We start from the raw sequence: 23661 nt of genomic DNA, 5'->3' as shown, positions 1-23661 counted from the left end.
CCCCCCCCCCCCCCCCCCCCCCCCCCCCCCCCCCCCCCCCCCCCCCCCCCCCCCCCCCCCCCCCCCCCCCCCCCCCCCCCCCCCCCCCACGCCGATCGCTTGTCCGGCGATTCACTCGAAGGCCCGCTCACTCGTGTGTCGTCGGCAGGCTCGTCCGATGGCCCGGATGCCGGTGAGGGGTGTCCGGGCAACCCCCTCGATGCGACCTCGAGCGCTCGGCACCTCCGAGGGGCCGTACGGGTTGCGAGCGCCCGCGGCGGCAACGCCGGCGTGCGTCCCTCCCGACCACACGGCCGGCCCATCCGCGCCGTCGGGCCTACTCGCGGACCAGGCGGAAGAAGCGGCGGACCTCCTCGACGAAGGTCTCCGGTTGTTCGAACGCGGCGAAGTGGCCGCCGCGGTCGAGTTCGTTCCAGTACCGCAGGTCGGTGAAGCGGTTCGCGGCCCAGCGGCGCGAGGAGCGGATGATCTCGTGCGGGAAGATCGAGCATCCGGTCGGGACGCCGACCTCGGACAGGTCGGGGCTGCGATAGCTCTCCCAGTACAGCCGGGCCGAGGACGCGGCGGTGTCGGTGAGCCAGTACAGCGTCACGTTGTCCAGCATGTGCTCGCGCGAGAGGGCGTTCTCCGGATGCCCGTCGCAGTCGGTCCACTCCTGGAACTTCTCCACTATCCAAGCCAGTTGGCCCACCGGGGAGTCGGCCAGGCCGTAGCCCAGGGTCTGCGGGCGGGTGGACTGGATCTTGCTGTACCCCGCCCCCCACTCGGAGTGCGAGCTCAGGTCGGCGAGTGCCTGCCGCTCCTGGGGCGTCGGATCCCGCATCGCCTCCACGTCCGGCATCGCCACCGGCATGTTCAGGTGGATGCCGAGCACGTGCTCCGGGTCCTGCCGGCCGATCGACGCGGTGACCATCGACCCCCAGTCGCCGCCCTGCGCGCCGTAGCGCCGATACCCCAGGTCGGCCATCAGCCGGGCCCAGGCGCGGGCGATCCGGTCGATCCCCCACCCGGTCTCGGCCGGCCGGTCGCTGAAGCCGTAGCCGGGCAGCGATGGCAGCACCACGTGGAACGCGTCGGCCGCGTCGCCGCCGTGCGCCGTCGGGTCGGTCAACGGGCCGATCACGTCCAGGAATTCGATGATCGAACCGGGCCAGCCGTGGGTGAGGATCAGCGGCAGCGCGTCCGGGTGCGGCGACGGCGCGTGCAGGAAGTGGATGCCCAGGCCGTCGAGTTGGGCCTTGAAGTGCGCGTGGCCGTTCAGCCTGGCCTCGGTCTTGCGCCAGTCGTAGGTGGTGCGCCAGTGTTCGGCCAACTCCCTGGTGTAGGCGAGCGGCACGCCCTGCGACCAGTCGGCCACCGGCTCCGCCTCGGGCCAGCGGGTGCGCGCCAAGCGCTCCCGCAGGTCCGTCAGGTCGGCCTCGGGTATCTCGATCCGAAACGGCGTGATGTGCGGCGGGGTGGGCATCGACCGGCAACTCCATCCGAGGCGGGGATCAGGTCACGGAGACGACTGCGGGCCTCGGCCGTCGTCGACGATCGGTGCGACCGGGTCGGGACTCCTGTCGTGCGTCTCCAGGTTGGTACTCAACCCGATCACCAGGGCACCGCACCAGAGTGCCGCGATCACGGAGAGCACGACTTTGGTCATCGGCGTCCATCGGGTGACCATCCACATCAGCAGCGCGCCGATCGGTGGCAGGACCACGAGCAGGAGCAGGACCGACCGCTGCTTGGCGAACCACGGGCGTTCGTTCTCGACGTGCCGGCGATGGCGGCTGGTAAGAATCACTGGATCCGGCTCCCTGGGAACACCCCGCGGACCACCCACGGGTGGGTCGCCTCACGTCTGCCCGGCGAAGCCGGACTCAGTCCTTGCGCCCGCGGCCTCGGGCGGGCCGACGGGCGTGCTCCGTATGGGTGAAGTCCGCGTGTGAAGCGGCCGATCGGCTTTCGCCGGGACCACCGAACCGGACAGGTTGTTGCTCTCGTCCGCACCGGATGGCCCCTGATCATCGGAAGGCCCCTGATGAACCGTCACCTCCGCAACGGGGTAGGCGTCACCGCCGCGCTCCTGACCGCCTGTTCGCTCGCCGCCGGCTCGCCCGTGTCCGCGCACGAGCCCGGGGGCGGGGGCGGGGGCGGGCTGACCACGTTGCTCACGCCCGGCGCGGGGCCGCGGGGTCCGCTTCCGGAGCCCGAGGCCGCGACCAACGCCGAGTTGCCGCCCTGGCCGGTTCCCCAGGACAGCGCACGGCGCGGCGCCGACGCGGGTCTGAAACTGGACAAGATGGAGGGCGCGAAGCAGCACTTCCACGTGCATCTGGACATCTTCGTCGGCCTCGACCGGGTCCTGGTGCCGCCGGACCTGGGCATCGACAAGAGGACCGGTCTGCTCGCGGATCTGCACACCCACGACGACAGCGGGGTGCTGCACGTGGAGAGCCACGACGCGAACGCCCGGTTCGTACTGGGCCAGTTGTTCGCCATGTGGAACGTGCGTTTCGACGAGACCCACCTGGGCGCGCTCACCCCCGACGCCACGCACACCTTCCGCACCTACCTGAACGGCGAGTTGGTCGGTGGAGATCCGGCCCGGATCGAGCTGCGTCCGCACGACCAGATCTCGGTGATGTACCAGGACGACAAGGTACGGATCAAGCCGCCGGCCTCGTACGACTTCCCGCCGGGCCTTTAGGGTCGCGCGCGTTCACGACAGTATGGGTGGGGTGCCGGGACGACGGAACGAAACAGGGGTTGCCGCCATGACCGATCTGGAAACCGCGGCCCCGGCCTTCATCGCCATGGCGCACTCGATCGTGTGGGCCTCGATAGCCACGGTGGACAGCGCCGGTCGGCCGCGGACCCGGATCCTGCACCCGTACTGGGTGTGGGAGCACGGCACGCTCACCGGCTGGGTGGCCACCGCGCCCACCGCGACCAAGCGCGCGCACATCGCCCGCAACCCGTTCGTGTCCTGCAACTACTGGTCGCCCTCGCACGACACGTGCGCCGCCGAGTGTCGCGCGGACCTGCTCTTCGAGCCGGAGGTGCGCGAGCGGGTGTGGAACCTGTTCCGGGACACCCCCGAGCCGCTGGGCTACGACCCGGCCGCCATCGGGGTGCCCGGGTGGGAGCGGCCCTCGTCGCCGGGCTTCGCGGTGATGCGGCTGTCGCCGTGGCGGCTGCGGGTGTTCCCCGGTGCGGCGCTCAAGGGCGGGCCCGGCGACCAGGTGCTGACCTGGCAGGAACCGCGCCCGGAGCTGACACCACAGGGCTGCAACTGACGCCACGGGGTTCCAGTTGAATCCGCGCCGTAATTCATGAGACAAACTTGTCTCATCTGAGCTAGCATCTATCCATGCCCACCGACAACGAGCACGTGCTGCGCGCCGCCGTCACCCTGCTGCTGCGGCGGCCCGCCTCGTCCATGGACGAGATCGCCCGGGCCGCCGGGATCAGCCGGGCCACGCTGCACCGGATGTTCCCCGGCCGCCCGGCACTGATCGCCGCACTCGGCGCGGAGGCCTCGGCGCAGATCGGTCGCGCCATCGACGCGGCCGACCTGACCAGCGGCGACGACGTCCCGGCCGTACTGCGCGGCCTGGTGGACCGACTCATGCCCTGCGCCGAATACCTGGCCTTTCTGTACGGCGAGAGCTCACTGGTCGGCGACCCGGACCTGGAGCAGGCCTGGAGCGTGATGGACGAGCAGGTCGCCGCCGCGGTCCGGCGCGGCCAGGAGAACGGTTCGATGCGGGTGGACCTCACCGCGCAGTGGGTCTCCGAGGCCCTGTTCTCCTTCGTCGCCGCCGCCGGCTGGGCGGTCCACGAGGGCCGACTCGCCGGCCGTGACGCCTCCCGCTCGGTGGCCGAACTCCTGCTCGGCGGCGCGGCCCGCCGCCCCCAGTGCTGATTCGGCGCCACCGCGGTCCGGCCGCCGCGCCGAGGCCGAACCGCCGATCCGCCCCGCTACCGCGACTCCCCGGCTGATCCGTCCGGCCGATCCACCTCGTTTTTTGGAATCCTGATCATGTCGACTGGCACCTCTTCCCCGACTGCGATACATACCGGCACCGGCGGCTCCGACAAGGGCGCGCCGGGCCGCTGGATCGCCCTGGGCGTACTGACCCTGTCCGTGCTGCTCGTGGCGATCGACGCCACGGTGCTCGGCCTGGCGATCCCCTTCCTCAGCGAGGACCTCGAACCGACCGGCACCCAGTTGTTGTGGATCGGCGACGTCTACTCGTTCGTCATCGCCGGCCTGCTGGTCACCGCCGGTACGCTCGGCGACCGCATCGGTCGCAAGAAGCTGCTGCTGTGGGGCTCGGCCGCGTTCGGCGCGCTGTCCGTGGTGGCCGCCTACGCACCCAGCGCCGAAGCCCTGATCGCGGCCCGCGTCGCGATGGGTGTCGCGGGCGCGTCGCTGATGCCGTCCACGCTCGCCCTGGTCCGCAACATCTTCCCGGACGCGCGCGAACGCAGTTTCGCGATCGGCGTCTGGGGCGCGATGTCGATGGCGGGCGCCGCGTTCGGCCCGGTGGTCGGCGGCTTCCTGCTCGAACACTTCTGGTGGGGCTCGGTCTTCCTGATCAATCTGCCGGTGATGGCGGTGCTGATCGTGGTCGGCATCAAGATGTTGCCGGAGTCGCGCAACCCGAATCCGGGTCCGTGGGACATGCTCAGCGCGGCGTTGTCCCTGGTCGGCATGATCGCCGCGGTGTACGCGGTCAAGGAGGCCGCCACCCACGGCCTGCTGCGTTGGGACGTATGGGCCGCGCTGGTCGTCGGCGTGGGCGCGCTGGGCTGGTTCGGCCGCCGGCAGTTGTCGCTGCCGGTGCCGCTGCTGGACATGCGGCTGTTCCGCAACCGGGCCTTCTCCGGCTCGGTACTCGCCGACCTGCTCACCGTGCTCGGCATGTCCGGGCTGATCTTCTTCCTCTCCCAGTACCTCCAACTGGTCCAGGACCGCAGCCCGTTGCAGGCCGGCCTGGCCGAACTGCCGGCCACCGTGGGCGCGATCGTGTCGGGTCTGCTCGCCGGCCTGGCCGCACGCCGGCTCACTCCGCGTGTGGTGGTGACCGGCGGTCTGACCGCGATCGGCCTCGCGCTCGGCGCGCTGACCGTGCTGACCGCGGACACGCCGTACCTCTACCTGGGCGGTGTGCTGCTCCTGGTCGGCGTCGGCGCGGGCTTCTCCTTCACGGTCACCGCGGACCTGATCCTGGGCAGCGCGCCGAAGGAGAACGCGGGCGCCGCCTCGGCGGTCTCGGAGACCGCGTACGAACTGGGCGCGGCGCTGGGCATCGCGCTGCTGGGTTCGGTGGTCACCGGGGTGTACCGGGGCCACGTGACGATTCCGGACGGTGTGTCCTCGGACGCGGCCGGCAGTGCGCGCGAATCGCTCGCGGGCGCGGCGGAGGCGGCCGGGACGGTGCACGGACAGGTCGCGGCCGACCTCACCCACTCGGCGAACGACGCGTTCCTGGAAGGGCTGCGGATCGCGGCCGGCGCGGGCTCCGCGGTACTGCTCGCGGCGGCCGTCGCGGCCTGGTTCATGCTGCGCGGCGCGCGCACGGCCGGGTCGGACGTCGAACACTGACGCCGGCGGGCGGGCGGTGGGAGGGATCCCGCCGCCCGGCCGCCGGGCTTCCCACCGTGCGCGGGGCGCGAGGCACAGGGCGCGGAGCGCGGGGCTCGCGCGGGTGCTTCAGAGCGCCTTCGCGAAGCACATGCTGTTGTCGTAGTCCTTGTAGAACCCGAACCCCGGTATGGGCTCGTAGCCGCTGGAGCGGTACAGCGCGATCGCCTCGTGCTGCTTGTCCCCGGTCTCCAGCACCAGGCGCACGCGGCCGGCGGCACGAGCGGTCTCCTCCAGGTGCGCGAGCATCGCCCGGGACAGGCCGCGCCCGCGCGCGTGCGGCACCACGTACATGCGCTTGAGTTCGGCGTCGCCCTCGCGCATATTCGGGTCGTCGTCGCCGGCGGCGCCGCGGGCTCGCCAACCGCCGCTGGCCACCGGAACGTCGTTCTCGTAGGCCACGCAGAACAGGCCCTCCGGCGGCCGGAAGTCGGCCGGGTCGACCGCGGTCTCGTCGGGGTCGCCGTAGCGCTCCACGTACTCCTGCTGCACATCGGCGACCAGCTTGCGCACGTCGGGGTGGTCGTACCCCAGAGTCTTGATCTCCACGGGAAAACGCTAGCCCGTGTGTTCGGCGCGATGGGCGGCAGGTCGGCGACGGCTCGGCGGAGACTCGGCCGCGGCTCGGGCACAGCTCGGTCCGGGAAATGCTTGACCTTGTCGCCTATCGACGGTGGACTGTGCCCCACCCGGTGACACGTGTCGCCTTGCCCTGCCCGCAGGAGGATTTGCCGTGCGTATCCCACGCCACACCCTGGTCCAGTTCAGTGACGTGCATCTGGTCCCCGAGGGTGAACTCCTGCTCGACCGGCTGGACACCGCCGAACAACTGCGTCAGGCGCTCGCGGCGGTCGAGGCGGCGGACCTGGAGCCCGCCGCGCTGCTGTTCACCGGCGACCTCGCGGACACCGGCGACCTGCGGGCCTATCGCCGACTGCGGGCGCTGCTGGCCGACGCCGGGCCGCGGATCGGCGCGCCCGCGCTGTACGGGATGGGCAACCACGACGACCGCGCGGCGTTTCGCGAGGGGCTGCTCGACGTCCCCGCGTCCACCGAGCCGCACGACTTCGTGCACATGGCCGGCGAGGTGCGGGTGATCATGCTGGACAGCACCACGCCGGGCAGCCACTCCGGCGACCTGACGGATGATCAATTGCAGTGGCTGCGTGCCGAGTTGGCCACGCCGGCGGCCGGTGGCACGGTGCTCGGCCTGCATCATCCGCCGATCCCCACGCCGCTCGCGTTCCTGGAGCGACTCTCGCTGCGCGAGCCGACCCGACTGGGCGCGGCCCTCGCCGGGAGCGACGTGCGGATCGTGCTGACCGGCCACAACCACCACGCGACCTGCGGCGTACTGGCCGGGGTGCCGGTGTGGGCGGCCCCGGCCGTCGCCTACCGCGCCGACGTGTTCCCGCCGGCGGGCACCTATCAGGGCGTGGCGGGCGTCGGCTACACCCGGGTCGACCTGTACGAGGACTGCGCGACGGCCACCTTCGTCCCGGTCGGCCCGATCGAGCCGGTGTACGCCTACGAGCGGGCCAAGGTGGACCGCTACCTCGCGGCGCACGAGGGCTGAGCGCGGCCCGGCCGGCGGCGGGCGGGGACGCGCGCCACCGGCGGGTCGGGCTGGTCGGGCGAACGGTTCCGGCGGGCGGACGGGGGCGGCCGTCAGACCTGCGGGCGATAGGTGCCGAAGCTCCAGAGGTTCCCCTCCGGGTCGCGCACGGTGTAGCCGCGGCCGCCGTAGTCCTCGTCCTTCGGCTCGCGCACCACGGTCGCGCCCGCCGACACCGCCCGCGCGCAGTGCGCGTCCACGTCGCCGTCGACAATGCCGTACACGGCCGAGCCGCCGACCGGCCACCGCAGTTGATCGCCGGAGCCCCTCAGGCAGGTTGGTGCCGAGCATGATCATGCTGTTGCCGAAGGTCAGCTCCGCGTGCGCGACGGTGTCGTGGTCGCCCGGGACCACGAGCACCGCCTTCATGCCGAACGCGTCGCCCAGGAACGCGATCGCCGCCGTCGCGTCGTTGTAGCGCAGCGTCGGTACCAGGTCGGAGATCAGGGTCTTGTCGCTCATGGTGCACTCCTTGAACCGGATATGGGACCGGTCGTCGACCCGACTGTCGAAACCGGGCACGAAACCGGGGTGGGAACCGGGGGTGGGAACCGGGCATCGCCGAAACCGGGATGGAACCGGATGTCGCCGAGTGATCGATTCCAGCTTCCGGCGAGTGACCCCTCGCGGTATTGGACAAACGGGAACGCCGGCACCGCGGCCGAAGAACGTGCACCGGTTCGCCGCGCCGGGACGGCTCAGCTCGCGAAACCGCCCCCGGGCAGGCGGGAACTCAGATAGGCACCGGGGGTGCAACCGGCGAACGCCTTGAAGTCGCGATTGAAGTGCGCCTGGTCGTAGTAGCCCGCGTCCGCCGCGACCTCCGCCCAGGACCGGAGCGGGTCCTCGAGCAACTCGACGGCGTGCCGAAAACGCAGCAGCCGGGCCACCGTCTTGGGCGGCAGGCCGATCGTCTCGCGAAACCGCGCGCCGAGGTGGCGTCGGCTCCAGCCGGTCTCGCGGGCGAGCGCGGCGACCTCGATCCGGCCCGCGCCGGCCACGAGCAGATCCCAGCAGCGAGCCACCTCGGGCGGCGGTTCGGGACCCAGTTCACGCCGGCGGAGCAGGACCCGGTCCAGGAAGGCGAACCGCGCGGACCAGTCCGGCGCGTCCTGGAGTCGGTCCACCAGCGCGCCCGCGTCCCACCCGGGCAGGTCGTCCAGATGCACGACCCGGTCGGCGATCTCGACCGGCGGCAGACCCAGCAGCGTGTACGCGCCGAGCGGGGTGAGGTCGAGTTGGATGCCGGCCTGCCGGCCGTCGTGCTCGACGATCGCCGGGCCGCCGTGCAGGCCGGCCACGAACGAACTGGTGCTGCCCGGTCCGTACCGGGCGTCGCGTGGGGACCACACTCGGATCGCGGAGAAGCCGATGATCACGGTGACCGACCCGGTCGCCACCTCCCGGCGGCGCAACGGCGCGTGCGTGCGTTCGTCGTACCCGAGGTAGGGATGGATCAGCGGCGCGAGCGCGGGATGCGGGGGCGCGGACACGGTCTCCATCGACCCGAGCGCGGAGGTGTGTCGGGTCACGTGCAGAGTGTCCGTGGGGACCATGCTTCCCAGTCTCACACCCGCCACCGACAAAGCACCGACCAAGGAGTGTCCGATGCGCATCGCGATCTCGGCCGACCAGATCAAGGGTTGTGGCGTCTACCTCGCCGACGAACTGCGCAAGCGCGGTCACGAGGTGCTGCCGTTCGGCGCCTTCGACCCGGCGCACGAGCCGGAGTTCGACGACGACTGGGCGCCGGTGAGCGAAGCCGCCGCGCGCGAGGTGAGGCTGGGGCGCGCGGATCAGGCGGTCGTGTGCTGCTGGACCGGTACGGGCGCCTCGATCGCGGCGAACAAGGTGGACGGGATCCGGGCGGCGCTGTGCACGGACGCGGCCACGGCGGCGGGCGCACGGCGCTGGAACCACGCCAATGTGCTCGCGCTGAGCCTGCGGCTGACCTCCGGGCCGGTACTGATCGAGATCCTGGACGCGTGGTTCGAGACCGCCCCGAGCCAGGAGATCGCCGACGTGCTCAACGTCGAGCGGGTGGCGGAGATCCGGGGCTGAACCAGGCCGGGCCGAGCGGGCCGGGCACGGTGCGGTCGAGGTAGTCGGGCAGGTCGGCGAAGTGGTCGATCACCCCGATCGCGTCGGCCAGCCCGGCCGGACGCCCGGTCGGGGCGATCAGCACCGCCTGCATGCCGTACATGTGCGGCGCGGTGGCGTCCTTGGCCGGGGAGTTCCCGACATACATGATCTGCTCGCGCGGAACCCCGCAGGCCCGCTCGACCTCGGCGTAGAACCGCGGATGCGGCTTGCGCAGGCCGATCGCGCAGGAGAGCACGATCGCGTCGAAGCACGCCTCGATGCCCGCCTCGGCCAGGGTCCGTCGGCGCACCGACTCGGGACGCTGGGTGTCGCAGGCGAGTACGCACACCAGGTCGCGGCGTTCCCGGATGCGCAGCAGCGCGTCGGCGGCCCGGCGGATCACCCGCGAGTCGGGGATCCGCTCGAAGACGAGTTCGGCGACCGCCTCGGGGTCCGGGACGCGGGCCCCGCACAGCGCCGAGGCGTGCCGGATCTCGTCGGCGAAGGGCGTGTGCGTGTCCCGGACCCGGTCCCCCTCGCGGGTGATGCGATGCACGTGGTCGTAGGCGGCGACGAAGGTGTCCGGGACGTCGGTGTCCGGCATCCGGCGGAGCACGTCGAGCACGGTGCGGCCGTCCGGATTGGGTCCGCGGACCGCCAGGGTGTCGCCGAAGTCGAGGGCCAGCGCACGTAGGTTCATGTTCACGCGGGTCCCCGATTCGGGGCCGGGTCAGTCCTGCGCGCGGGCTTCGCGCGGGGTTGTCGGGTCGAGGGTGGGACGGTCGTCGGGCCCGGCGGCCCGGCCGGTGGGTACGGCTCGATCGTTGGGCTGGGATCGGGTGTCGGGCTGGGGTCGGGTGTCGAGCGCGGCTCGGGTGTCGGGCTGCGGTCGGGTGGTGGACTCGGGTCGGGTGGCGGACTCGGGCCGGGTGGCAGGCTCGGATCGAGTGGCGGGCGCGACCCGGTCGTCGGGTTCGGTGAGGGTGCGGCCGAGGAACCAGGCGAGGGCGCACAGGGCGATCAGCGGAGCGAGGGCGACGCGCAGGGTCGTCGCCTCGGCGAGGGCGCCGATGGCGGGGGTGGCCACGCCGCCGATGCTCACGGCCAGGCCCAGGGTGACGCCACTCGCGGTACCGACCCGGTTCGGCAGGTAGTCCTGGCCGAGGGTGACGTGCAGTGAAAACGGGATGTACAGCGCCGTCGCGGCGGCCGCAGCGAAGACGTACAGGCCCGGACCGGGCGCCAGCACGATGCCGGCCGTGGCCGGGACGGAGGCGGCGTACGCGCGGCGCAGGGTGCGGGTGCGGCCCCAGCGCGCGGCCAGCCGACCGCCGAGCACGGTGCCGATCGCGCCGCCGGCGAAGAGGGTGAACAGCGCGACGGAGCCGGCCGTGGAGCCGCCCGCGGTGTGCTGCTCGGCGTACAGCGCGATGAACGTGCTCAGCCCGACGAAGACGATCGAGCGGCACACGATGACGGCGGACAGCCGGGCGAACCTCGGCCAGTCGTCCGCGCGGAGCGGACCGCCCGCGGCGCGGGCCGTGGCCGCGTGCCGAGCGAGGCGACGGATCACCGACGCGGTCACCAGGACTCCGGCGACCGCCGGCAGCAACAACCACGGGGTCGCGTCGAGGCCGCCGGCAGACAGGATCGGCGAGGCGACGATGGGGGCGAGCGCGAAGCCGATGTTGCCGCCGAGCGAGTACCAGCCCATCGCGACATGGCTGCCTCGGCAGGCCACCCGGGCCAGGCGCGCCGACTCCGGGTGATAGGCGGCGACGCCCATGCCGGACAGTGCGATGGCGAGCCAGGTGAGCACGTACGAGTCGGCCGGACCGGATAGCGCGATGCCCAGGCCCGCGCCGGTCGTACTGACCGGGATCAGCCACGGCATGGTCCAGCGGTCGGTGAGCGCACCGAACAGCGGCTGCACGATCGAGGACAGCAGGGTCGCGGCCAGCACGATGCCGGACGCGGCGACATAGCCGTAATGCCGCTCGGCCACCAGGAACGGGACCAGGCAGGGCACCGCGCCCTGGTAGAAGTCCACGGTGGCATGGCCGATGGCCATCATCGGGATGGCGCGGCGCTCGGGAGGTCGGGCGGAAGAGGCGGGTCGCTCGGCGCCGAGCGGTCGACCGGGCGGATCGGGATGCCGGGTGGGCGGCTGGTGGTCGGTGGGCAGCGGACGGTTGGTGGGCAGCGCATGGTCGGTGGGCAGCGCATGGTCGGTGGGCAGCGGATGGTCGGTGGGTGCGGGATCGGTCACCCGTCGATGATCCGAGCCGTCGGGTTCGGCGGGCTTCCGATAATCTGCCAGGTGATGCCGATCTCCAGCCGACCCGACGTCGAGCCGGCGAGCGGGCTGACCACGAGCACCCGCCACCTGCCCGCGGGCGGTGGCGTGACCGCACACCGACACGACGTGCACCAGATCGTCTACGCCGGGCGCGGCGTACTGACGGTGACCACCGACGCCGGCAGTTGGGTCGCGCCCGCCACCCGCGCACTGTGGATCCCGGCCGGCACCATGCACCGGCACCGCGCACACGGCCGCACCGTGCTGCACACCGTGGGCGTCCCGGCCGACACCAACCCACTGAACCTGGACGGCCCCGCCGTACTCGCGGTCGGCCCCCTGCTGCGCGAGCTGATCATCGCGTACAGCCGGCCCGAACTCCCGGACACCGCCGAAGGCGCCCGGATCCTGGCGGTGCTCCTCGACCAGCTCCGACACAGCCCGCAACAGGCGCTGCACCTGCCCACCGGCCGGGATCCGCGCCTGGTCGCGGTGTGCGAACTGCTCCTCGCCGACCCCGCCGACCAGCGCACACTCGCCGCCCTGGGCGCCGACGTCGGGGCGGGAGAACGCACGCTGACCCGGCTGTTCGCGGCCGAGTTGGGCATGACGTTCCCGCAGTGGCGCACCCAGTCGCGCCTGCACCACGCGCTGCGCCTGCTCGCCGAGGATGTACCGGTGACCACCGTCGCACACCGCTGCGGATGGTCCTCGGCGAGCGCGTTCATCGACGTCTTCCGACGCGCGTTCGGCCACACCCCGGGCGCGCACCGCACGATCGACTGAACCTGTGGTCGTCGCCGCGCCGCCGGCGGAAACCCGGGACGACGCGGCCCTTGCCTGCTCCGGGCGCCGGCGGCGGATATTCACGTACTCGAATCGTCGGTCGGTTGTGGGCGTCGGGCGTTGGTCGGTTGCGCACGCGAGTCGGACGGTTGCGTGCGCCGGGTGCCGGTCGGTTCGTACGCCCGCCCTCGGTCGGTTCGTACGCCCGTCGCCGGTCGGTTGCCGTACGCCGGGCCTCGGTTGGTCGCGCACGCCCGTCACGGGTCGGTTCGTGCACCCGTCGCCGGTCGGTTGCTTCTGCCCACCGTCGGTCAGTTGCGTACGCCGGGCAGACCCGTGATGAAATCGGCCAACGCGGAGGGGTTTCGGGTCTGGATGAGCACCCTGCCGGGGCCGGTGAAGTCGAAGACCAGCCCCTCGCCGGAGGTAACCGACGCGATGGTCCGCCCACGTGCGGCCCGGCGGGTGGAGAACGTGATGGCGGGCGAATACGCGACCACGTGGCCCGTGTCGACCACGACCTGCTCCCCCGCCTCCAGGTCCAACACGTCCAGCGCGCCGTAGCAGCCCATGATCACCTCGCCTTGGCCGGACGCGTGTACCAGGAAGCCGCCCTCGCCGCCGACCAGGTTGCGCAGTCCGCCCCAGCGGGTGTCGATCTGTACGCCGGCGGAGTTGGCCAGCCAACTGGTCCGGGTGAGCAGGAACTCGGGCACCTCGGGGGTGAGCGTGACATTGGCGATGTCGCCGGGCAGCGCGGTGGCCACGTCGACCCAGCCGCCCCGGTCGGGCGCGGTGAACGTGGTCTGAAAGAACGACTCGCCGCCGAGCACACTGCGCTTGAGGCCGCGCATGATGCCGCCCTCGACCTTGGCGGTGATCTCCACGCCCGCGCTGTGCGCCATCATCGCGCCGGATTCGGCCCGCATCGCCTCGCCCGGATCGAGCGTGCAACGGGCGGCGGCGAACGCGGGACCGTGTCTGACTTCGACTCTCATCCCGCGAACCTCACACGCGCCGGCCGCCCTTACCGACCAAAACGACCCGACCGGGCGACTCCCACCACCCGATCGGGTCCGCGGTTCCACCCACGCTCACTTGGCCGGCGCAATGCCCTTGATCATCGCGAAACGCGCCCCGAAGGGTCGTTCACCATCGAAATCAATCCGACCTACGCCCGGGATGTCGTCCGGCGCCGTCAACTCGGCCGCGCCCAACTCGATCACCCGCGCGAACGACGCGTCACAACCCTCCACACCGATGTAGATCTCCCTAATGGGTCCCTGTCCGGAACCTTCGTGGCACCCCGGCGCCTGGCGCACCCGGGCGCGGCCGGCAGGACGGGCACAGCCGCGCGGGCGCAACGGGTATATCCGGCGCGGCGAGCGCGACGGACACGACAGGCACCGCCAACGTGGGCGCGACGGATTCGGCCCGGCGCACCCAGCAGGCCGGATACGACCAGGGCGGCCGTCGGACACGGCACGGACGTGGCGGGTACGGCGGGGCCCGGCGGGCACAACGCGCGGGCGCGAGGGGCGCATTGGGCGCGGCGACACCGGACGCGGGGCACGCGGAACACAGCAACGCGAGCGCAACGGTGGGCGGCCGGTCGGTTGGGGGTGTCCTGCGTCGGATTCGGTCAGGGGCCGGCCGGACGGCGTCCGCGGGCGAGGACCAGTTCGAGGTCGCGGAGTGCGTTCAGGTCGGTGGTCGGGTCGCCTCGGACAACGATCAGGTCGGCCGCGTACCCCGGTGCCAATCGACCGGTCTCCTCGGCCAGACCCAATGCGCCGGCCGCACGCGTGGTGGCCATCTCGATGATGCGGTCGAGCGGGAACCCCAGGTGCTCGTACAGCCCGAGGGCACCCACGAAGTCGCCGAAGCCGGACGACGGCAGCCCCGCGTCGGTGCCGGTGACCAGCCGAACACCGAGGTCGTCCATCCAACGCAGCCGGGCGAAGGACCGTTCGGCGCGCTCGGGGCCGAGCCGGTCGATGAAGGCGCGCCAGTTCGGCGACATCGCCGAGCAGACGTGAATGCCCTGGTCCACGATCCGCGCGGCGATGTCGTCCCGCTCGTCCGGGACGCCGTCGGTGAGCCAAGTGCAGTGTTCGATCGAGTCGACACCGGCCTTCACGGCGGCGACGATCGACGCGGTCCCGTGCGCGTGCGCGGCCACCCGCAGCCCCGCGTCGTGCGCCTCGACCACGATGCCCAGCCCCCGACCCAGCTCCGCCGACCCGGCACGCCCCAGCCCGGCTCAACCCACCACCCCGGCGGACCAGTTCCACCGACCCAGCCCACCGCGGGACCAGCCGACCCAGTGCATACCGACCCAGCCGGCAAAGCGACCCGCCCCCGGCCGACCAGCTCCGCCAACCCAGCCCACCGCGGAACCAGCCGACCCAGCGCCTACCCACCCAGCTGGCAAAGCTCGACCCACCCCCGACCCGACGCGCCCCGCCCCGCCCCGGCTCATCCCAGTCCCGACCGACCCAGCGAATGCCGGCCCAGCCAAAACCGACCCACCGCCGCCAAGCCCCCACACACCCCAGCCCCAGCCGGCGACCCAGCACCCCCAGCCCAGCCGGCCAAGACCGACCCACCTCCCACCCGCCACGCCCAACCCGCACTCCACCGCACCGCACCGCGTCAGGGATCCCCCGCCCTATGTCGTCGCGCCGGCCGGCGGCGCCGTAGTCGTTGGCGTCGTTGCCGTTCCCGGCGTCGAAGGCAGCAGGGGTTCGCATATCTTGAGGGCTTCGGCGGTTTTGGGGTCGTTTCGGTCCAGGGCGGGTGCGCCGCCCGGTGGGAGTTCGACCTGGTGGTCCTTGAGGCAGCCGGCGAAGGCCTGGCCTGCCGAGTTGCCGCCGCGTCTCGGGGCGTCCGTGCCGCCGCCGGCGCCGCCACCGCCGGCCGGGCCCCGGGAGGGGCGTAGTTTCGCGCAGGCTTCCTCGGCCTTGCGGTACGCCGGGTCCGTCGCGCGGGGATTGGGTCGCCCGCTCGGGAAGGCGGTGGGTCGCTCGCCGGCTGGGCGGCTCGGGCGGCCGGATGGGCGCGGCTCGCCGAACGGGCGGGACTCCCCGGAGGGGCGGGGCTCGCCGGATGGGCGGTTGCCGCCGTCCGGTCGTCCCGTCGGCACCGCGACGCCGTTTTCGCGCAGGCATTCGGTGTACGCCTTGGTCGCGTCCCCACCACCGTTCGCCGCGCTCGACGGGGCCGAGGCACTCGTGCTCTTGCCGCTGCTCCCCCCACATCCGGCCAGCAGCAGCACGCGTGCCGAGGCGGCGGCCGGCGCCACCGTTGTGGTCCACGCCGGTCGACCCGGGTACCTCGTCATGACGTCCTTCCCACGAGCTTCGGGGTCGGCGCCGGACGGCGCACCGCCCATCCGCCCAGGACTCAAGCACGACGGGATGGTGAAAGCCCGCGCGCCGCCTGGGAGTTCTCTGGGAGCCCCGGCCGAGACGGGCCACACGTCGCCCTCGGGCCGACGTGTGGCTTGTCGTGATCGGGCCCGATTTCGGCGTACCGCGCCGGCCACCGCCGGCTTCGAGGCGCTGCGGGGCGCTGCGGGGCGCGCCGGTGCTCCCAGTGAACTCCCAGGCGACGGCCAGTGTTCGGGGACGTGTTCGGACCAGGCTGTGCCGCCATGAGGCGTGTACGACTACGACGGAAGTCGGTCCTGATCAACCTGGCTCTGGCCACCGCGATGGTGACCGGCGTGGGCTTCGCCTACGCGGCGGTGGACGACGGCGGTGAATCGGCCGGCGCGACGCGCACGCGTACCGGCAAGGTGACCAAGGGGACGGTGCAGGCCACGGTGTCCGCGTCGGGGTCGTTGACCTCGCCCTCGGACGTCGGCGTCGGCTTCACCGCCGCCGGCCGCGTCACCGCCGTCGGGGTCAAGGTCGGCGACACCGTCACCGCCGGTCAGGTCCTCGCGCAGGTCGACCCGACCCAGGCGCAGGAGGCACTGGACGCGGCGAAGGCGGCCGTCACGGTGGCCCAGGCGAACCTGACCAAGGCCCAGGCGGGCACCCCGGTCCAACAGAACGGCGGCAACGGCAACGGCGGTGGCAGCGGCAACCAGGGCACGGACGCCCAGAACACAGTCCTGCGCGGCTCGACCGCCGGCAGCGCGACCACAACCGGCGGCACCGCGACCACCGGCGGGACCGGCGGCACAGGCGATGTGCCCGCCCCCACGTCCACATCCACGCCGGCGCCGCCCCGGACCTCGACGCCCCCCGTCACCCAGCCGCACCCGACCGTCACCGTCACCGTCACCAAAGCCCCGACGGCCACCCCGACGCCGAGCACGACGGTCGACGCGGCGGCGGTGACCCAGGCCGAGTCGGCCCTGATCGCGGCGAACAACAAGCTCGCCGACGCCCAACGCGCCCTGGACGGCTGCGTACTCAAGGCGCCCTCCGCCGGCATCGTGGCATCGGTCTCCGGCAGGGTCGGCGACACCGTCTCCGCCGCCACCACCACCTCCTCCTCCGGCGGATCGAGCGGATTGAGCGGATCGGGCTCATCAGGCGGAGCAGGAGGCGCAAGCGGCGGCCAAGGCGGTTCCGCCACCTCCACCACCACCGTCACCGGCTTCGTCGTGATCGCCAACCCGACCGGCATGGAGACCAGGGTGTCCTTCTCCGAGGCCGACGCCGCCAAGGTCAAGGCGGGTCAGCCAGCCACGGTGACGCTCAACGTGAACTCCGCGATCCGGCTGAACGCCAAGGTGGTCAGCGTGAATCCGCTGCCGGACGGCGGTTCGACCTCGGGTTCGGTCAAGTACGGCGCGACGATCGCGCTGCAGGGCGACGTGTCCACGCTCCGGACCGGACAGACCGCGAACATCTCGGTGGTCGTCGCGCAGGCCGACAACGCGTTGCAGGTGCCCTCCGCCGCCGTCACCGGCACCGGCGCGACGGCCTCGGTACGGATCCTGGTCAACGGCGCCGAGCAGCGCCGTACGGTGACCGCCGGCGTGGTCGGCGACCAGACCACCCAGATCGTCTCCGGCCTGGCCGAGGGCGACGAGATCGTGATCGGCACCGTCGCCGCGGCCGGTTCCGCCGGCTCCACATCGGGCCGCTCCGGCCAGTCCACCCGAGGCGCGACGGCCGGCGGCGGGCAACCCGCCCCGGGCATAGGCAACTTCCCCGGTGGCGGAGCGGTCGGCGGCGCCTCGGCCGGCGCGTCGGGCGGCGGCCTCCCGCGCGGCGGCGCACGATGAGCGAATCGCACGCGGACCGACCCGCGCCCGTCATCGACGTGCGCGCGGTGACCAAGTCGTACGGGCACGGCGCCGCCTCGGTGCACGCGCTGCGCGGCGTCGACCTGACCATCGAGGTCGGCGAATACGTGGCCATCATGGGCAGTTCGGGCTCGGGCAAGTCGACGCTGATGAACGTGCTGGGCTGCCTGGACGTGCCGACCTCCGGCCACTACCTGCTCGACGGCCTCGACGTCGGCCGGCTGGACGAACACCAACTCGCCCTGGTCCGCAATCGGCGCATCGGGTTCGTTTTCCAGTCGTTCAACCTGATCCCGCGCACCAGCGCGCTCGCTCAGGTCGAACTCCCGTTGTCCTACGCCGGGGTACGCGCCAAGGAGCGCCGACGTCGGGCGCTGGCCGCGCTCGACCTGGTCGGCCTGGCCGACCGTACCGACCACGCGCCCAACGAGCTCTCCGGCGGCCAGCAGCAACGCGTCGCGCTGGCCCGCGCGTTGGTCACCACGCCCGCCCTGCTGCTCGCCGACGAGCCGACCGGCAACCTGGACAGCCACAGCACCGCGGAGGTGCTCGGAATCCTGGACCGGCTGCACGGCTCCGGACGCACGATCGTGATCATCACCCACGAGGACGAGGTGGCCGCCCGCGCCCAGCGCATCCTGCGCCTGGTCGACGGCCTGGTGGTCACGGACCACCGCCGCACCTCGGCCCGGACCACCCCGAACCCGGCACCCGTCCGCGTGCCGACCGGCGCTCCCACCGAAGGAGCCCGCCGGTGAACCCCGTCGAAGTGCTCCGCTTCGCCGTCCTGGGCCTGGCCGCGAACAAGATCCGCACCGCACTGACCATGCTCGGCGTGCTGATCGGCGTCGGCGCGGTGATCCTGCTGGTCGCCGTGGGCAACGGCTCGTCCAAGTCCGTCCAGGCCTCGATCCAGCGACTCGGCACCAATCTGCTCACCATCTCGCACACCGCCGGCGGCGGTCGCTTCGGCGCGGCCGGCCAGGGCGGTGCGCTCAAGGACCTGACCCTGGATGACGCGCAGGCCCTGGTCGACAAGAACCTGGCCCCGCACGTCGCGTCGGCGGCGCCCGTGCAGACCGCGTCGCAGAGCGTCACCTACGCCGGCCAGTCGGTCACCGTGTCCCAGGTCGTCGGCACCACACCGGACTGGTTCGCCACCACCAACCACGACCTGGGCCAAGGCGCGCTGTTCGGCACCGAGGACGTGAACGCCCGCCGCAAGGTCGCCGTCCTGGGCAGCACCACGGTCGAGAACGTGTTCGGTACGGAGAACCCGATCGACAAGGAGATCCTGATCGGGGGCGTACCGTTCCGCGTCGCCGGCGTGTTGAAGACCAAGGGCGGCAACGGCGTGGCGGACTCCGACGACACGATCGTGTTGCCGGTCACCACCATGCGCGACAGCCTGACCGGCTACGGCTCGCTCTCCTCGATCGCGGTCCGGGCCACCTCCTCGGCGGACACCACGCTCGCCCAGGACGAGGTCACCTCGATCCTGAACAACCGTCACCGGATCACGAGTTCGACGCAGAGCGACTTCCGGATCACCAACCAGCAGTCGCTGTTGAGCGCCAACGACGAGACCAACAAGACCTTCACCGTGCTGCTCGCGGCGGTCGCGGCGATCTCGCTCCTGGTCGGCGGGATCGGGATCACCAACATCATGCTGGTGACCGTCGCCGAACGGACCCGGGAGATCGGCATCCGCAAGGCGATCGGCGCCCCGCGCGGAGCGATCCTGGGCCAGTTCCTCGCCGAGTCGACCCTGCTGTCCGTCCTCGGCGGCGGACTGGGCGTGGCCGCCGGGCTGTTCGCGGCGCGCTTCGAGGTGGTCGGGATCACGCCCGTCGTGGTGCCGAGTTCGGTGGTCGGCTCGTTCGCCGTGTCGGTCGCCATCGGCCTGTTCTTCGGCGGCTACCCGGCCGCACGCGCGGCGGCGCTGCGCCCGATCGAGGCGCTGCGGCACGAATAGCCCGACCGACCACCGCCGTTCCAGCGTCCCAGGAGGACCGAGACCATGACGCCGAAGCACCGCGTCGACCGAGACGACACCCGACCACAGACCGCCGTCCCCGAAACAGCGCGTCCCGATACCGAGGCACCGGACCGACAGGACACCCGGCCGCAGAGCCGCATCCCCGACACAACGCCGTCCGACACCGAGACCCTCGGCCCCCGTTCCCGCATCCCCGCGCCCGGCGACCCCGGGCCGGCGGCGAACGCGGCGGCCGAGACCGGGTTCGTCGGCGGCTTCCGTACCGAACCGGAAGCCGCCGACGAATCCCACCGCGACGATTCCCACCCCGACGAGTCCCCGGAGGACATCCTCGGCCGGCCGCCGACCGCTCGCGACGTGGCCGCCGAACTCACCGCCCCGCCCCGGCGCAGGCTCCCCGCGCTGACGCTGACTCTGGGCGCCGGTGTGTTCCTGGCGGTCGGCTTCCTGGCCGGCGTCGAGGTGCAGAAGGATCAGGGCGAGGGCACGAATCAGGCCGCCGGACCCGCCGCCGCGCAGGGCGCGAACCCGTACGGCGCCCGCGCCGCCGGCGCGCCTTCGACCGGTGGCGGCGGACAAGGCACCGGGCGTACCGGCGGCGGCGCGGCGGCCGGCCCCGGAGCGGGCGCCGGCTCGGACCTGACCACCGGGACCGTGAAGATTGTGGACGACTCTTTCATCTACGTCTCAGATTCGGCCGGCAATATCGTCAAGGTGAAGACCGACGCCGCAACCAAGATCCAGGTCGTCCGGGACGGCAAACCCGTCGACCTCAAGCCCGGCGACGCCGTCGTGGTGCGTGGCGCCACGGACGCCGACGGCTCGGTGGCCGCCACCTCGGTCACCGAGGGCACCGCCACGGCCGCTCGCCCGGGAGCCGGCAACCCCGGCACGAGCGCCGGCGGCGCGAACGGAACGGCAGGCCCGAGCGGATCGGCAGGCACGAGCGCCACGGCCGGCGGGACGAGCGGAGCCGGCCCCACCGCCGGCGGGACCGGCTGACGTGACCACGCCCACCGAAGCCGGCGCCCGCGCCCGCCTCCTGGTCGTCGACGACGAGCCCAACATCCGCGAACTCCTTTCCGCCAGCCTGCGCTTCGCCGGATTCGACGTCGACTCGGCGGCGGACGGCACGGACGCCCTCGCGGCGGTCGCGCGCTGTCGGCCGAACCTGGTCGTCCTCGACGTGATGCTCCCGGACCTGGACGGCTTCGAGGTGGTCCGCCGGCTGCGCGCCGACGGAACCCACCTGCCGGTACTGTTCCTGACCGCCAAGGACACCACCAAGGACAAGATCACCGGACTGACCCTGGGCGGGGACGACTACGTCACCAAGCCGTTCAGCCTGGAGGAGTTGATCGCCCGCATCCACGCGGTGTTGCGCCGGGTGGACGGCGGCGCGGCCCTGCCGACGCCGTCGAACCGGATCGTGGTCGCCGACCTCGAACTCGACCCGGAGGGCCACGAGGTGCTGCGCGGCGGCCGTCCCGTGCAACTCTCGCCGACCGAGTTCAAGCTGCTGCGCTACCTGATGCTCAACACCGGCCGAGTGGTGTCCAAGACTCAAATCCTGGACCACGTCTGGCAGTACGACTTCGGCGGCGACCTGAGCATCGTCGAGTCGTACATCAGCTATCTCCGCCGAAAGGTCGAACTCGACGTCGGCGGAGGCAAGTTGATCCACACCGTGCGCGGTGTCGGATACGTGCTGCGCCGCCCCCAGCCGACGGTCTGACGGCGCCCCCATGCGCCTCCCGCACCCGAGGCGGTCCTCGCTGCGTACCCCTCGCCCGGGCCGGTCCTCGCTGCGCTTCCCGTACCGGAACCGATCCTCGCTGCGTATGCCTCGCCCGAGCCGGTCCCCGCTGCGTTTCCCGCACCCGAGTCGGTCGTCGCTGCGTGTCCGGGTCTTGATCATCGCGATGGCCCTGGTCGCCGTCGCGCTGTTGGTCAGTCAGACGGTCGTGGTGGGTTCGCTGCGCGGCTACCTCACCGACCAGGTGGACCGGCAACTGGCACAGGCCGCACGCGGGATGGCGTTCCGTGCGCCGGAGTCGGGCGAGCCGCGGAGCGGGCCGCGCGGGCGGGCGCCCGGTGTGCTGCCGAGCCGGATCGTGGCCGAGTACCTGTTTCCCGACGGCACCACCCGCCAGCGGATCCGCTCGCCGGGCGCCGAGGACGAGTTGGGACCCCGACTGCCGAAGCTGGACACCGACACGGTGCTGGGTTTGCAGCGACGGGCGTTCGAGACCGACTCGGTGAGCGGCGACGGGCGTTGGCGGGTGCTCGCGGTGCCGGTGGCGGGCGGCGAGGGCAGCGTGGTGCTGGCCCAGCCGCTGGACGACGTGCGCGCGACGGTCGACCGGATGCGCACGGTGTGCCTGGTGATCGGCCTGAGCTGTCTGACCGTGCTCGCCGCGGCCGGCTGGTTCGCGCTGCGCGGCGGCCTGCGCCCGCTGCGCCGGATCGAGGAGACGGCGGCGGCGATCGCGGCCGGCGACCTCTCGCATCGGGTCCCGGTACCCGCGCCCGGGACCGAGATCGGCCGACTGTCCACATCGATCAACGGCATGCTCGCCCAGATCGAGACCGCGTTCGCGGCCCGGGCCGAGTCGGAGACGCGGATGCGCCGGTTCGTCGCCGACGCCGGACACGAATTGCGCACCCCGCTGGCGAGTGTGCGCGGCTTCGCCGAGTTGTACCGGATGGGGGCGCTCACCGATCCCGCCGAGGTGGCCCGGACCATGCGCCGGATCGAGGACGAGGCGATCCGGATGGGCGGCCTGGTCGAGGACCTGCTGCAACTGGCCCGCCTGGACGAACAGCGCCCGCTCTGCAACGAGCCGGTGGACCTGCGGATCCTGGCCGCCGACGCGGTGCACGACATCAAAACGCTGGCGCCCGATCGCTCGGTCACGCTGACCGGGCTGGACGGCGGCGCGGCGCATCCGGTGATCGTCTCCGGCGACGAGTCGCGGCTGCGCCAGGTGGTGGCCAACCTGGTCTCCAACGCGCTGACACACACCCCGGCCGGGACCGCGATCCGGATCGCGGTGGGCCGGACCCCGGCACCGGACCCGTGCGCGGCTCTGGAGGTCACCGACGCCGGCCCCGGTCTGGCACCGGCCGACGCACAACGCGTCTTCGAACGCTTCTACCGCGTCGACTCCTCCCGCAGCCGGGCCGCCGGCGGCGGCTCGGGCCTGGGCCTGGCGATCGTCGCCGCGCTGGTCAACGCACACGGCGGCCGGGTCGAGGTACGCACCGCACCCGGTCGCGGCGCCGCGTTCCGGGTGCTGCTGCCCTGACCCGGTCGGGGCCGCCCGACCGAGCCGCCCCACCCGACCGGACCCCATCGTGCCCACCCCGCCTCGGAGCCGGGCTGCCCCGACCAACCCGGCCGCCCCCACCCGACCGAACCCGTCGTGCCCACCCCCGACTCGGAACCGGAACGCGCCGCCCCGCTCCGACCCGCCCCGACCGCACCGCCCCCGCCCCGTCTCAGCCCCCCGTCCGAGACCACCGACCCGTCCCCGTGCCGGCCCGAGCCCGCACCCACATACCGGCCATACCGGCCCGGCCCACAGCATCCGCCGACCGTCACCGGCCGGTGCTCCCGCGGCTCCGCCGTACCCCGGCGAAGGCGGTCGGCAAGTGCCCGCGTGGGCGGTGTCGAGCCAACCCGAGCGAGTGGCGCCGGAGGGCGCCTACTGCGATTTCAGTAGGCACTCGTCCCATTTCGGTAGGTCGCAGTGTCCGTAGCCGCATGACGACCGGAGGGGCCCCGCCGGACGAGCCTTGAGCGGTCATCGCATGTGGATAGGGAGACCCTGACGTGGCGACTTTTCTGTATCGGCTCGGCCGCGGGGGGGGGGGGGGGGGGGGGGGGGGGGTTGTGGTGGGGGGGGGGGGGGGGGGAAGGGGGGGGGGGGGAGGGGGGGGGTTTGGGGGAGAACCCCCCCCAACGCAAAACAAG

Annotated in this window: 25 protein-coding genes; 14 read left to right on the top strand and 11 right to left on the bottom strand. The window is 72.6% G+C overall.

All coding sequences use genetic code 11. The features are described 5' to 3' along the window. Nucleotides 1-316: 316 nt before the first annotated feature. Nucleotides 317-1465: an epoxide hydrolase family protein gene (locus ACZ4FV_RS47045; protein ID WP_465327209.1), complete on the bottom strand. Its 1149-nt coding sequence runs from the start codon at nucleotides 1463-1465 to the stop codon at nucleotides 317-319. Between the two features lie 33 nt (nucleotides 1466-1498). Continuing rightward, nucleotides 1499-1789 (bottom strand): hypothetical protein, encoded by a 291-nt coding sequence (locus tag ACZ4FV_RS47040; protein WP_395868357.1) that lies wholly within the window; start codon nucleotides 1787-1789, stop codon nucleotides 1499-1501. Between the two features lie 237 nt (nucleotides 1790-2026). Between ACZ4FV_RS47040 and ACZ4FV_RS47035 the strand changes: the two genes are divergently transcribed. The 4 genes from ACZ4FV_RS47035 (at nucleotide 2027) to ACZ4FV_RS47020 (ending at nucleotide 5599) form a co-directional block, all read left to right on the top strand. Next, complete coding sequence (locus ACZ4FV_RS47035; protein ID WP_465327206.1) at nucleotides 2027-2695, top strand: hypothetical protein; 669 nt, start codon at nucleotides 2027-2029, stop codon at nucleotides 2693-2695. A 67-nt stretch (nucleotides 2696-2762) separates the two neighbouring features. After that, nucleotides 2763-3284 carry a pyridoxamine 5'-phosphate oxidase family protein gene (locus tag ACZ4FV_RS47030; protein WP_395868361.1) on the top strand — a complete coding sequence of 174 codons (522 nt, stop codon included), beginning with the start codon at nucleotides 2763-2765 and terminating at the stop codon, nucleotides 3282-3284. 74 nt (nucleotides 3285-3358) lie between these two features. Then, nucleotides 3359-3913: a TetR/AcrR family transcriptional regulator gene (locus tag ACZ4FV_RS47025; protein ID WP_395868363.1), complete on the top strand. Its 555-nt coding sequence runs from the start codon at nucleotides 3359-3361 to the stop codon at nucleotides 3911-3913. Between the two features lie 117 nt (nucleotides 3914-4030). Next, nucleotides 4031-5599, top strand: coding sequence for an MFS transporter (locus tag ACZ4FV_RS47020; RefSeq protein WP_465327203.1), 1569 nt, complete (start codon nucleotides 4031-4033; stop codon nucleotides 5597-5599). A gap of 108 nt (nucleotides 5600-5707) precedes the next feature. Here ACZ4FV_RS47020 and ACZ4FV_RS47015 read toward each other — a convergent pair whose 3' ends face one another. Continuing rightward, entirely contained in the window at nucleotides 5708-6187 is a 480-nt protein-coding gene (locus tag ACZ4FV_RS47015) for a GNAT family N-acetyltransferase (RefSeq protein ID WP_402230034.1), read from the bottom strand. A gap of 184 nt (nucleotides 6188-6371) precedes the next feature. Here ACZ4FV_RS47015 and ACZ4FV_RS47010 point away from each other — a divergent pair, with 184 nt between their 5' ends. Continuing rightward, nucleotides 6372-7214 (top strand): metallophosphoesterase, encoded by an 843-nt coding sequence (locus ACZ4FV_RS47010; RefSeq protein WP_395868370.1) that lies wholly within the window; start codon nucleotides 6372-6374, stop codon nucleotides 7212-7214. A 92-nt stretch (nucleotides 7215-7306) separates the two neighbouring features. Here the strand turns inward: ACZ4FV_RS47010 and ACZ4FV_RS47005 are convergent, their stop codons facing one another. Continuing rightward, entirely contained in the window at nucleotides 7307-7477 is a 171-nt protein-coding gene (locus ACZ4FV_RS47005; protein ID WP_465327200.1) for a VOC family protein, read from the bottom strand. Nucleotides 7478-7542: 65 nt separating this feature from the next. Between ACZ4FV_RS47005 and ACZ4FV_RS47000 the strand changes: the two genes are divergently transcribed. Then, nucleotides 7543-7671 (top strand): hypothetical protein, encoded by a 129-nt coding sequence (locus ACZ4FV_RS47000; RefSeq protein WP_465327198.1) that lies wholly within the window; start codon nucleotides 7543-7545, stop codon nucleotides 7669-7671. A 280-nt stretch (nucleotides 7672-7951) separates the two neighbouring features. Here the strand turns inward: ACZ4FV_RS47000 and ACZ4FV_RS46995 are convergent, their stop codons facing one another. Beyond that, nucleotides 7952-8809: a helix-turn-helix domain-containing protein gene (locus ACZ4FV_RS46995; RefSeq protein ID WP_395868373.1), complete on the bottom strand. Its 858-nt coding sequence runs from the start codon at nucleotides 8807-8809 to the stop codon at nucleotides 7952-7954. A gap of 52 nt (nucleotides 8810-8861) precedes the next feature. Between ACZ4FV_RS46995 and ACZ4FV_RS46990 the strand changes: the two genes are divergently transcribed. Continuing rightward, the gene (locus tag ACZ4FV_RS46990; protein ID WP_395868375.1) at nucleotides 8862-9314 is read left to right on the top strand and encodes an RpiB/LacA/LacB family sugar-phosphate isomerase; all 453 of its coding nucleotides are present in this window, start codon (nucleotides 8862-8864) and stop codon (nucleotides 9312-9314) included. On the opposite strand, the gene ACZ4FV_RS46985 is transcribed toward ACZ4FV_RS46990, so the two are convergent. Together ACZ4FV_RS46985 and ACZ4FV_RS46980 are read right to left on the bottom strand one after the other, a co-directional pair. Continuing rightward, on the bottom strand, nucleotides 9280-10035 hold the full coding sequence (locus ACZ4FV_RS46985) for an HAD family hydrolase (RefSeq protein ID WP_395868377.1): 756 nt from the start codon (nucleotides 10033-10035) through the stop codon (nucleotides 9280-9282). The genes ACZ4FV_RS46990 and ACZ4FV_RS46985 overlap by 35 nt on opposite strands. 30 nt (nucleotides 10036-10065) lie before the next feature. Further along, the gene (locus ACZ4FV_RS46980; RefSeq protein ID WP_465327193.1) at nucleotides 10066-11604 is read right to left on the bottom strand and encodes an MFS transporter; all 1539 of its coding nucleotides are present in this window, start codon (nucleotides 11602-11604) and stop codon (nucleotides 10066-10068) included. 54 nt (nucleotides 11605-11658) lie between these two features. Here ACZ4FV_RS46980 and ACZ4FV_RS46975 point away from each other — a divergent pair, with 54 nt between their 5' ends. Beyond that, nucleotides 11659-12420: an AraC family transcriptional regulator gene (locus ACZ4FV_RS46975; protein WP_395868381.1), complete on the top strand. Its 762-nt coding sequence runs from the start codon at nucleotides 11659-11661 to the stop codon at nucleotides 12418-12420. A 311-nt stretch (nucleotides 12421-12731) separates the two neighbouring features. Here ACZ4FV_RS46975 and ACZ4FV_RS46970 read toward each other — a convergent pair whose 3' ends face one another. The 4 genes from ACZ4FV_RS46970 to ACZ4FV_RS46955 all read right to left on the bottom strand — a co-directional run bounded on the left by ACZ4FV_RS46970 (nucleotide 12732) and on the right by ACZ4FV_RS46955 (nucleotide 15763). Beyond that, complete coding sequence (locus tag ACZ4FV_RS46970) at nucleotides 12732-13418, bottom strand: TIGR00266 family protein (RefSeq protein WP_395868383.1); 687 nt, start codon at nucleotides 13416-13418, stop codon at nucleotides 12732-12734. 96 nt (nucleotides 13419-13514) lie between these two features. Beyond that, the gene (locus tag ACZ4FV_RS46965) at nucleotides 13515-13646 is read right to left on the bottom strand and encodes a hypothetical protein (RefSeq protein ID WP_395868385.1); all 132 of its coding nucleotides are present in this window, start codon (nucleotides 13644-13646) and stop codon (nucleotides 13515-13517) included. A 416-nt stretch (nucleotides 13647-14062) separates the two neighbouring features. Beyond that, the gene (locus ACZ4FV_RS46960) at nucleotides 14063-14632 is read right to left on the bottom strand and encodes an amidohydrolase family protein (RefSeq protein WP_465327190.1); all 570 of its coding nucleotides are present in this window, start codon (nucleotides 14630-14632) and stop codon (nucleotides 14063-14065) included. 459 nt (nucleotides 14633-15091) lie between these two features. Next, entirely contained in the window at nucleotides 15092-15763 is a 672-nt protein-coding gene (locus tag ACZ4FV_RS46955) for a hypothetical protein (protein ID WP_465327187.1), read from the bottom strand. A 312-nt stretch (nucleotides 15764-16075) separates the two neighbouring features. Between ACZ4FV_RS46955 and ACZ4FV_RS46950 the strand changes: the two genes are divergently transcribed. The 6 genes from ACZ4FV_RS46950 (at nucleotide 16076) to ACZ4FV_RS46925 (ending at nucleotide 22993) form a co-directional block, all read left to right on the top strand. Beyond that, nucleotides 16076-17665: an efflux RND transporter periplasmic adaptor subunit gene (locus ACZ4FV_RS46950; protein WP_465327184.1), complete on the top strand. Its 1590-nt coding sequence runs from the start codon at nucleotides 16076-16078 to the stop codon at nucleotides 17663-17665. Further along, nucleotides 17662-18444 carry an ABC transporter ATP-binding protein gene (locus ACZ4FV_RS46945; RefSeq protein WP_465327182.1) on the top strand — a complete coding sequence of 261 codons (783 nt, stop codon included), beginning with the start codon at nucleotides 17662-17664 and terminating at the stop codon, nucleotides 18442-18444. Before ACZ4FV_RS46950 ends, ACZ4FV_RS46945 begins: the two co-directional genes overlap by 4 nt. Next, nucleotides 18441-19661, top strand: a complete 1221-nt coding sequence (locus tag ACZ4FV_RS46940) for an ABC transporter permease (protein WP_465327178.1) — start codon at nucleotides 18441-18443, stop codon at nucleotides 19659-19661. The genes ACZ4FV_RS46945 and ACZ4FV_RS46940 overlap by 4 nt, the downstream gene beginning before the upstream one ends. A gap of 45 nt (nucleotides 19662-19706) precedes the next feature. After that, on the top strand, nucleotides 19707-20687 hold the full coding sequence (locus tag ACZ4FV_RS46935; RefSeq protein WP_465327176.1) for a hypothetical protein: 981 nt from the start codon (nucleotides 19707-19709) through the stop codon (nucleotides 20685-20687). A 1-nt stretch (nucleotide 20688) separates the two neighbouring features. Next, on the top strand, nucleotides 20689-21420 hold the full coding sequence (locus ACZ4FV_RS46930) for a response regulator transcription factor (RefSeq protein WP_395868399.1): 732 nt from the start codon (nucleotides 20689-20691) through the stop codon (nucleotides 21418-21420). Nucleotides 21421-21607: 187 nt separating this feature from the next. After that, the gene (locus ACZ4FV_RS46925; protein WP_465327174.1) at nucleotides 21608-22993 is read left to right on the top strand and encodes a sensor histidine kinase; all 1386 of its coding nucleotides are present in this window, start codon (nucleotides 21608-21610) and stop codon (nucleotides 22991-22993) included. The last annotated feature ends 668 nt before the right edge of the window (nucleotides 22994-23661 follow it).

It is taken from the genome of Embleya sp. NPDC025285 (assembly GCF_055558835.1).
This window is presented reverse-complemented; position numbering and strand designations above follow the sequence as displayed.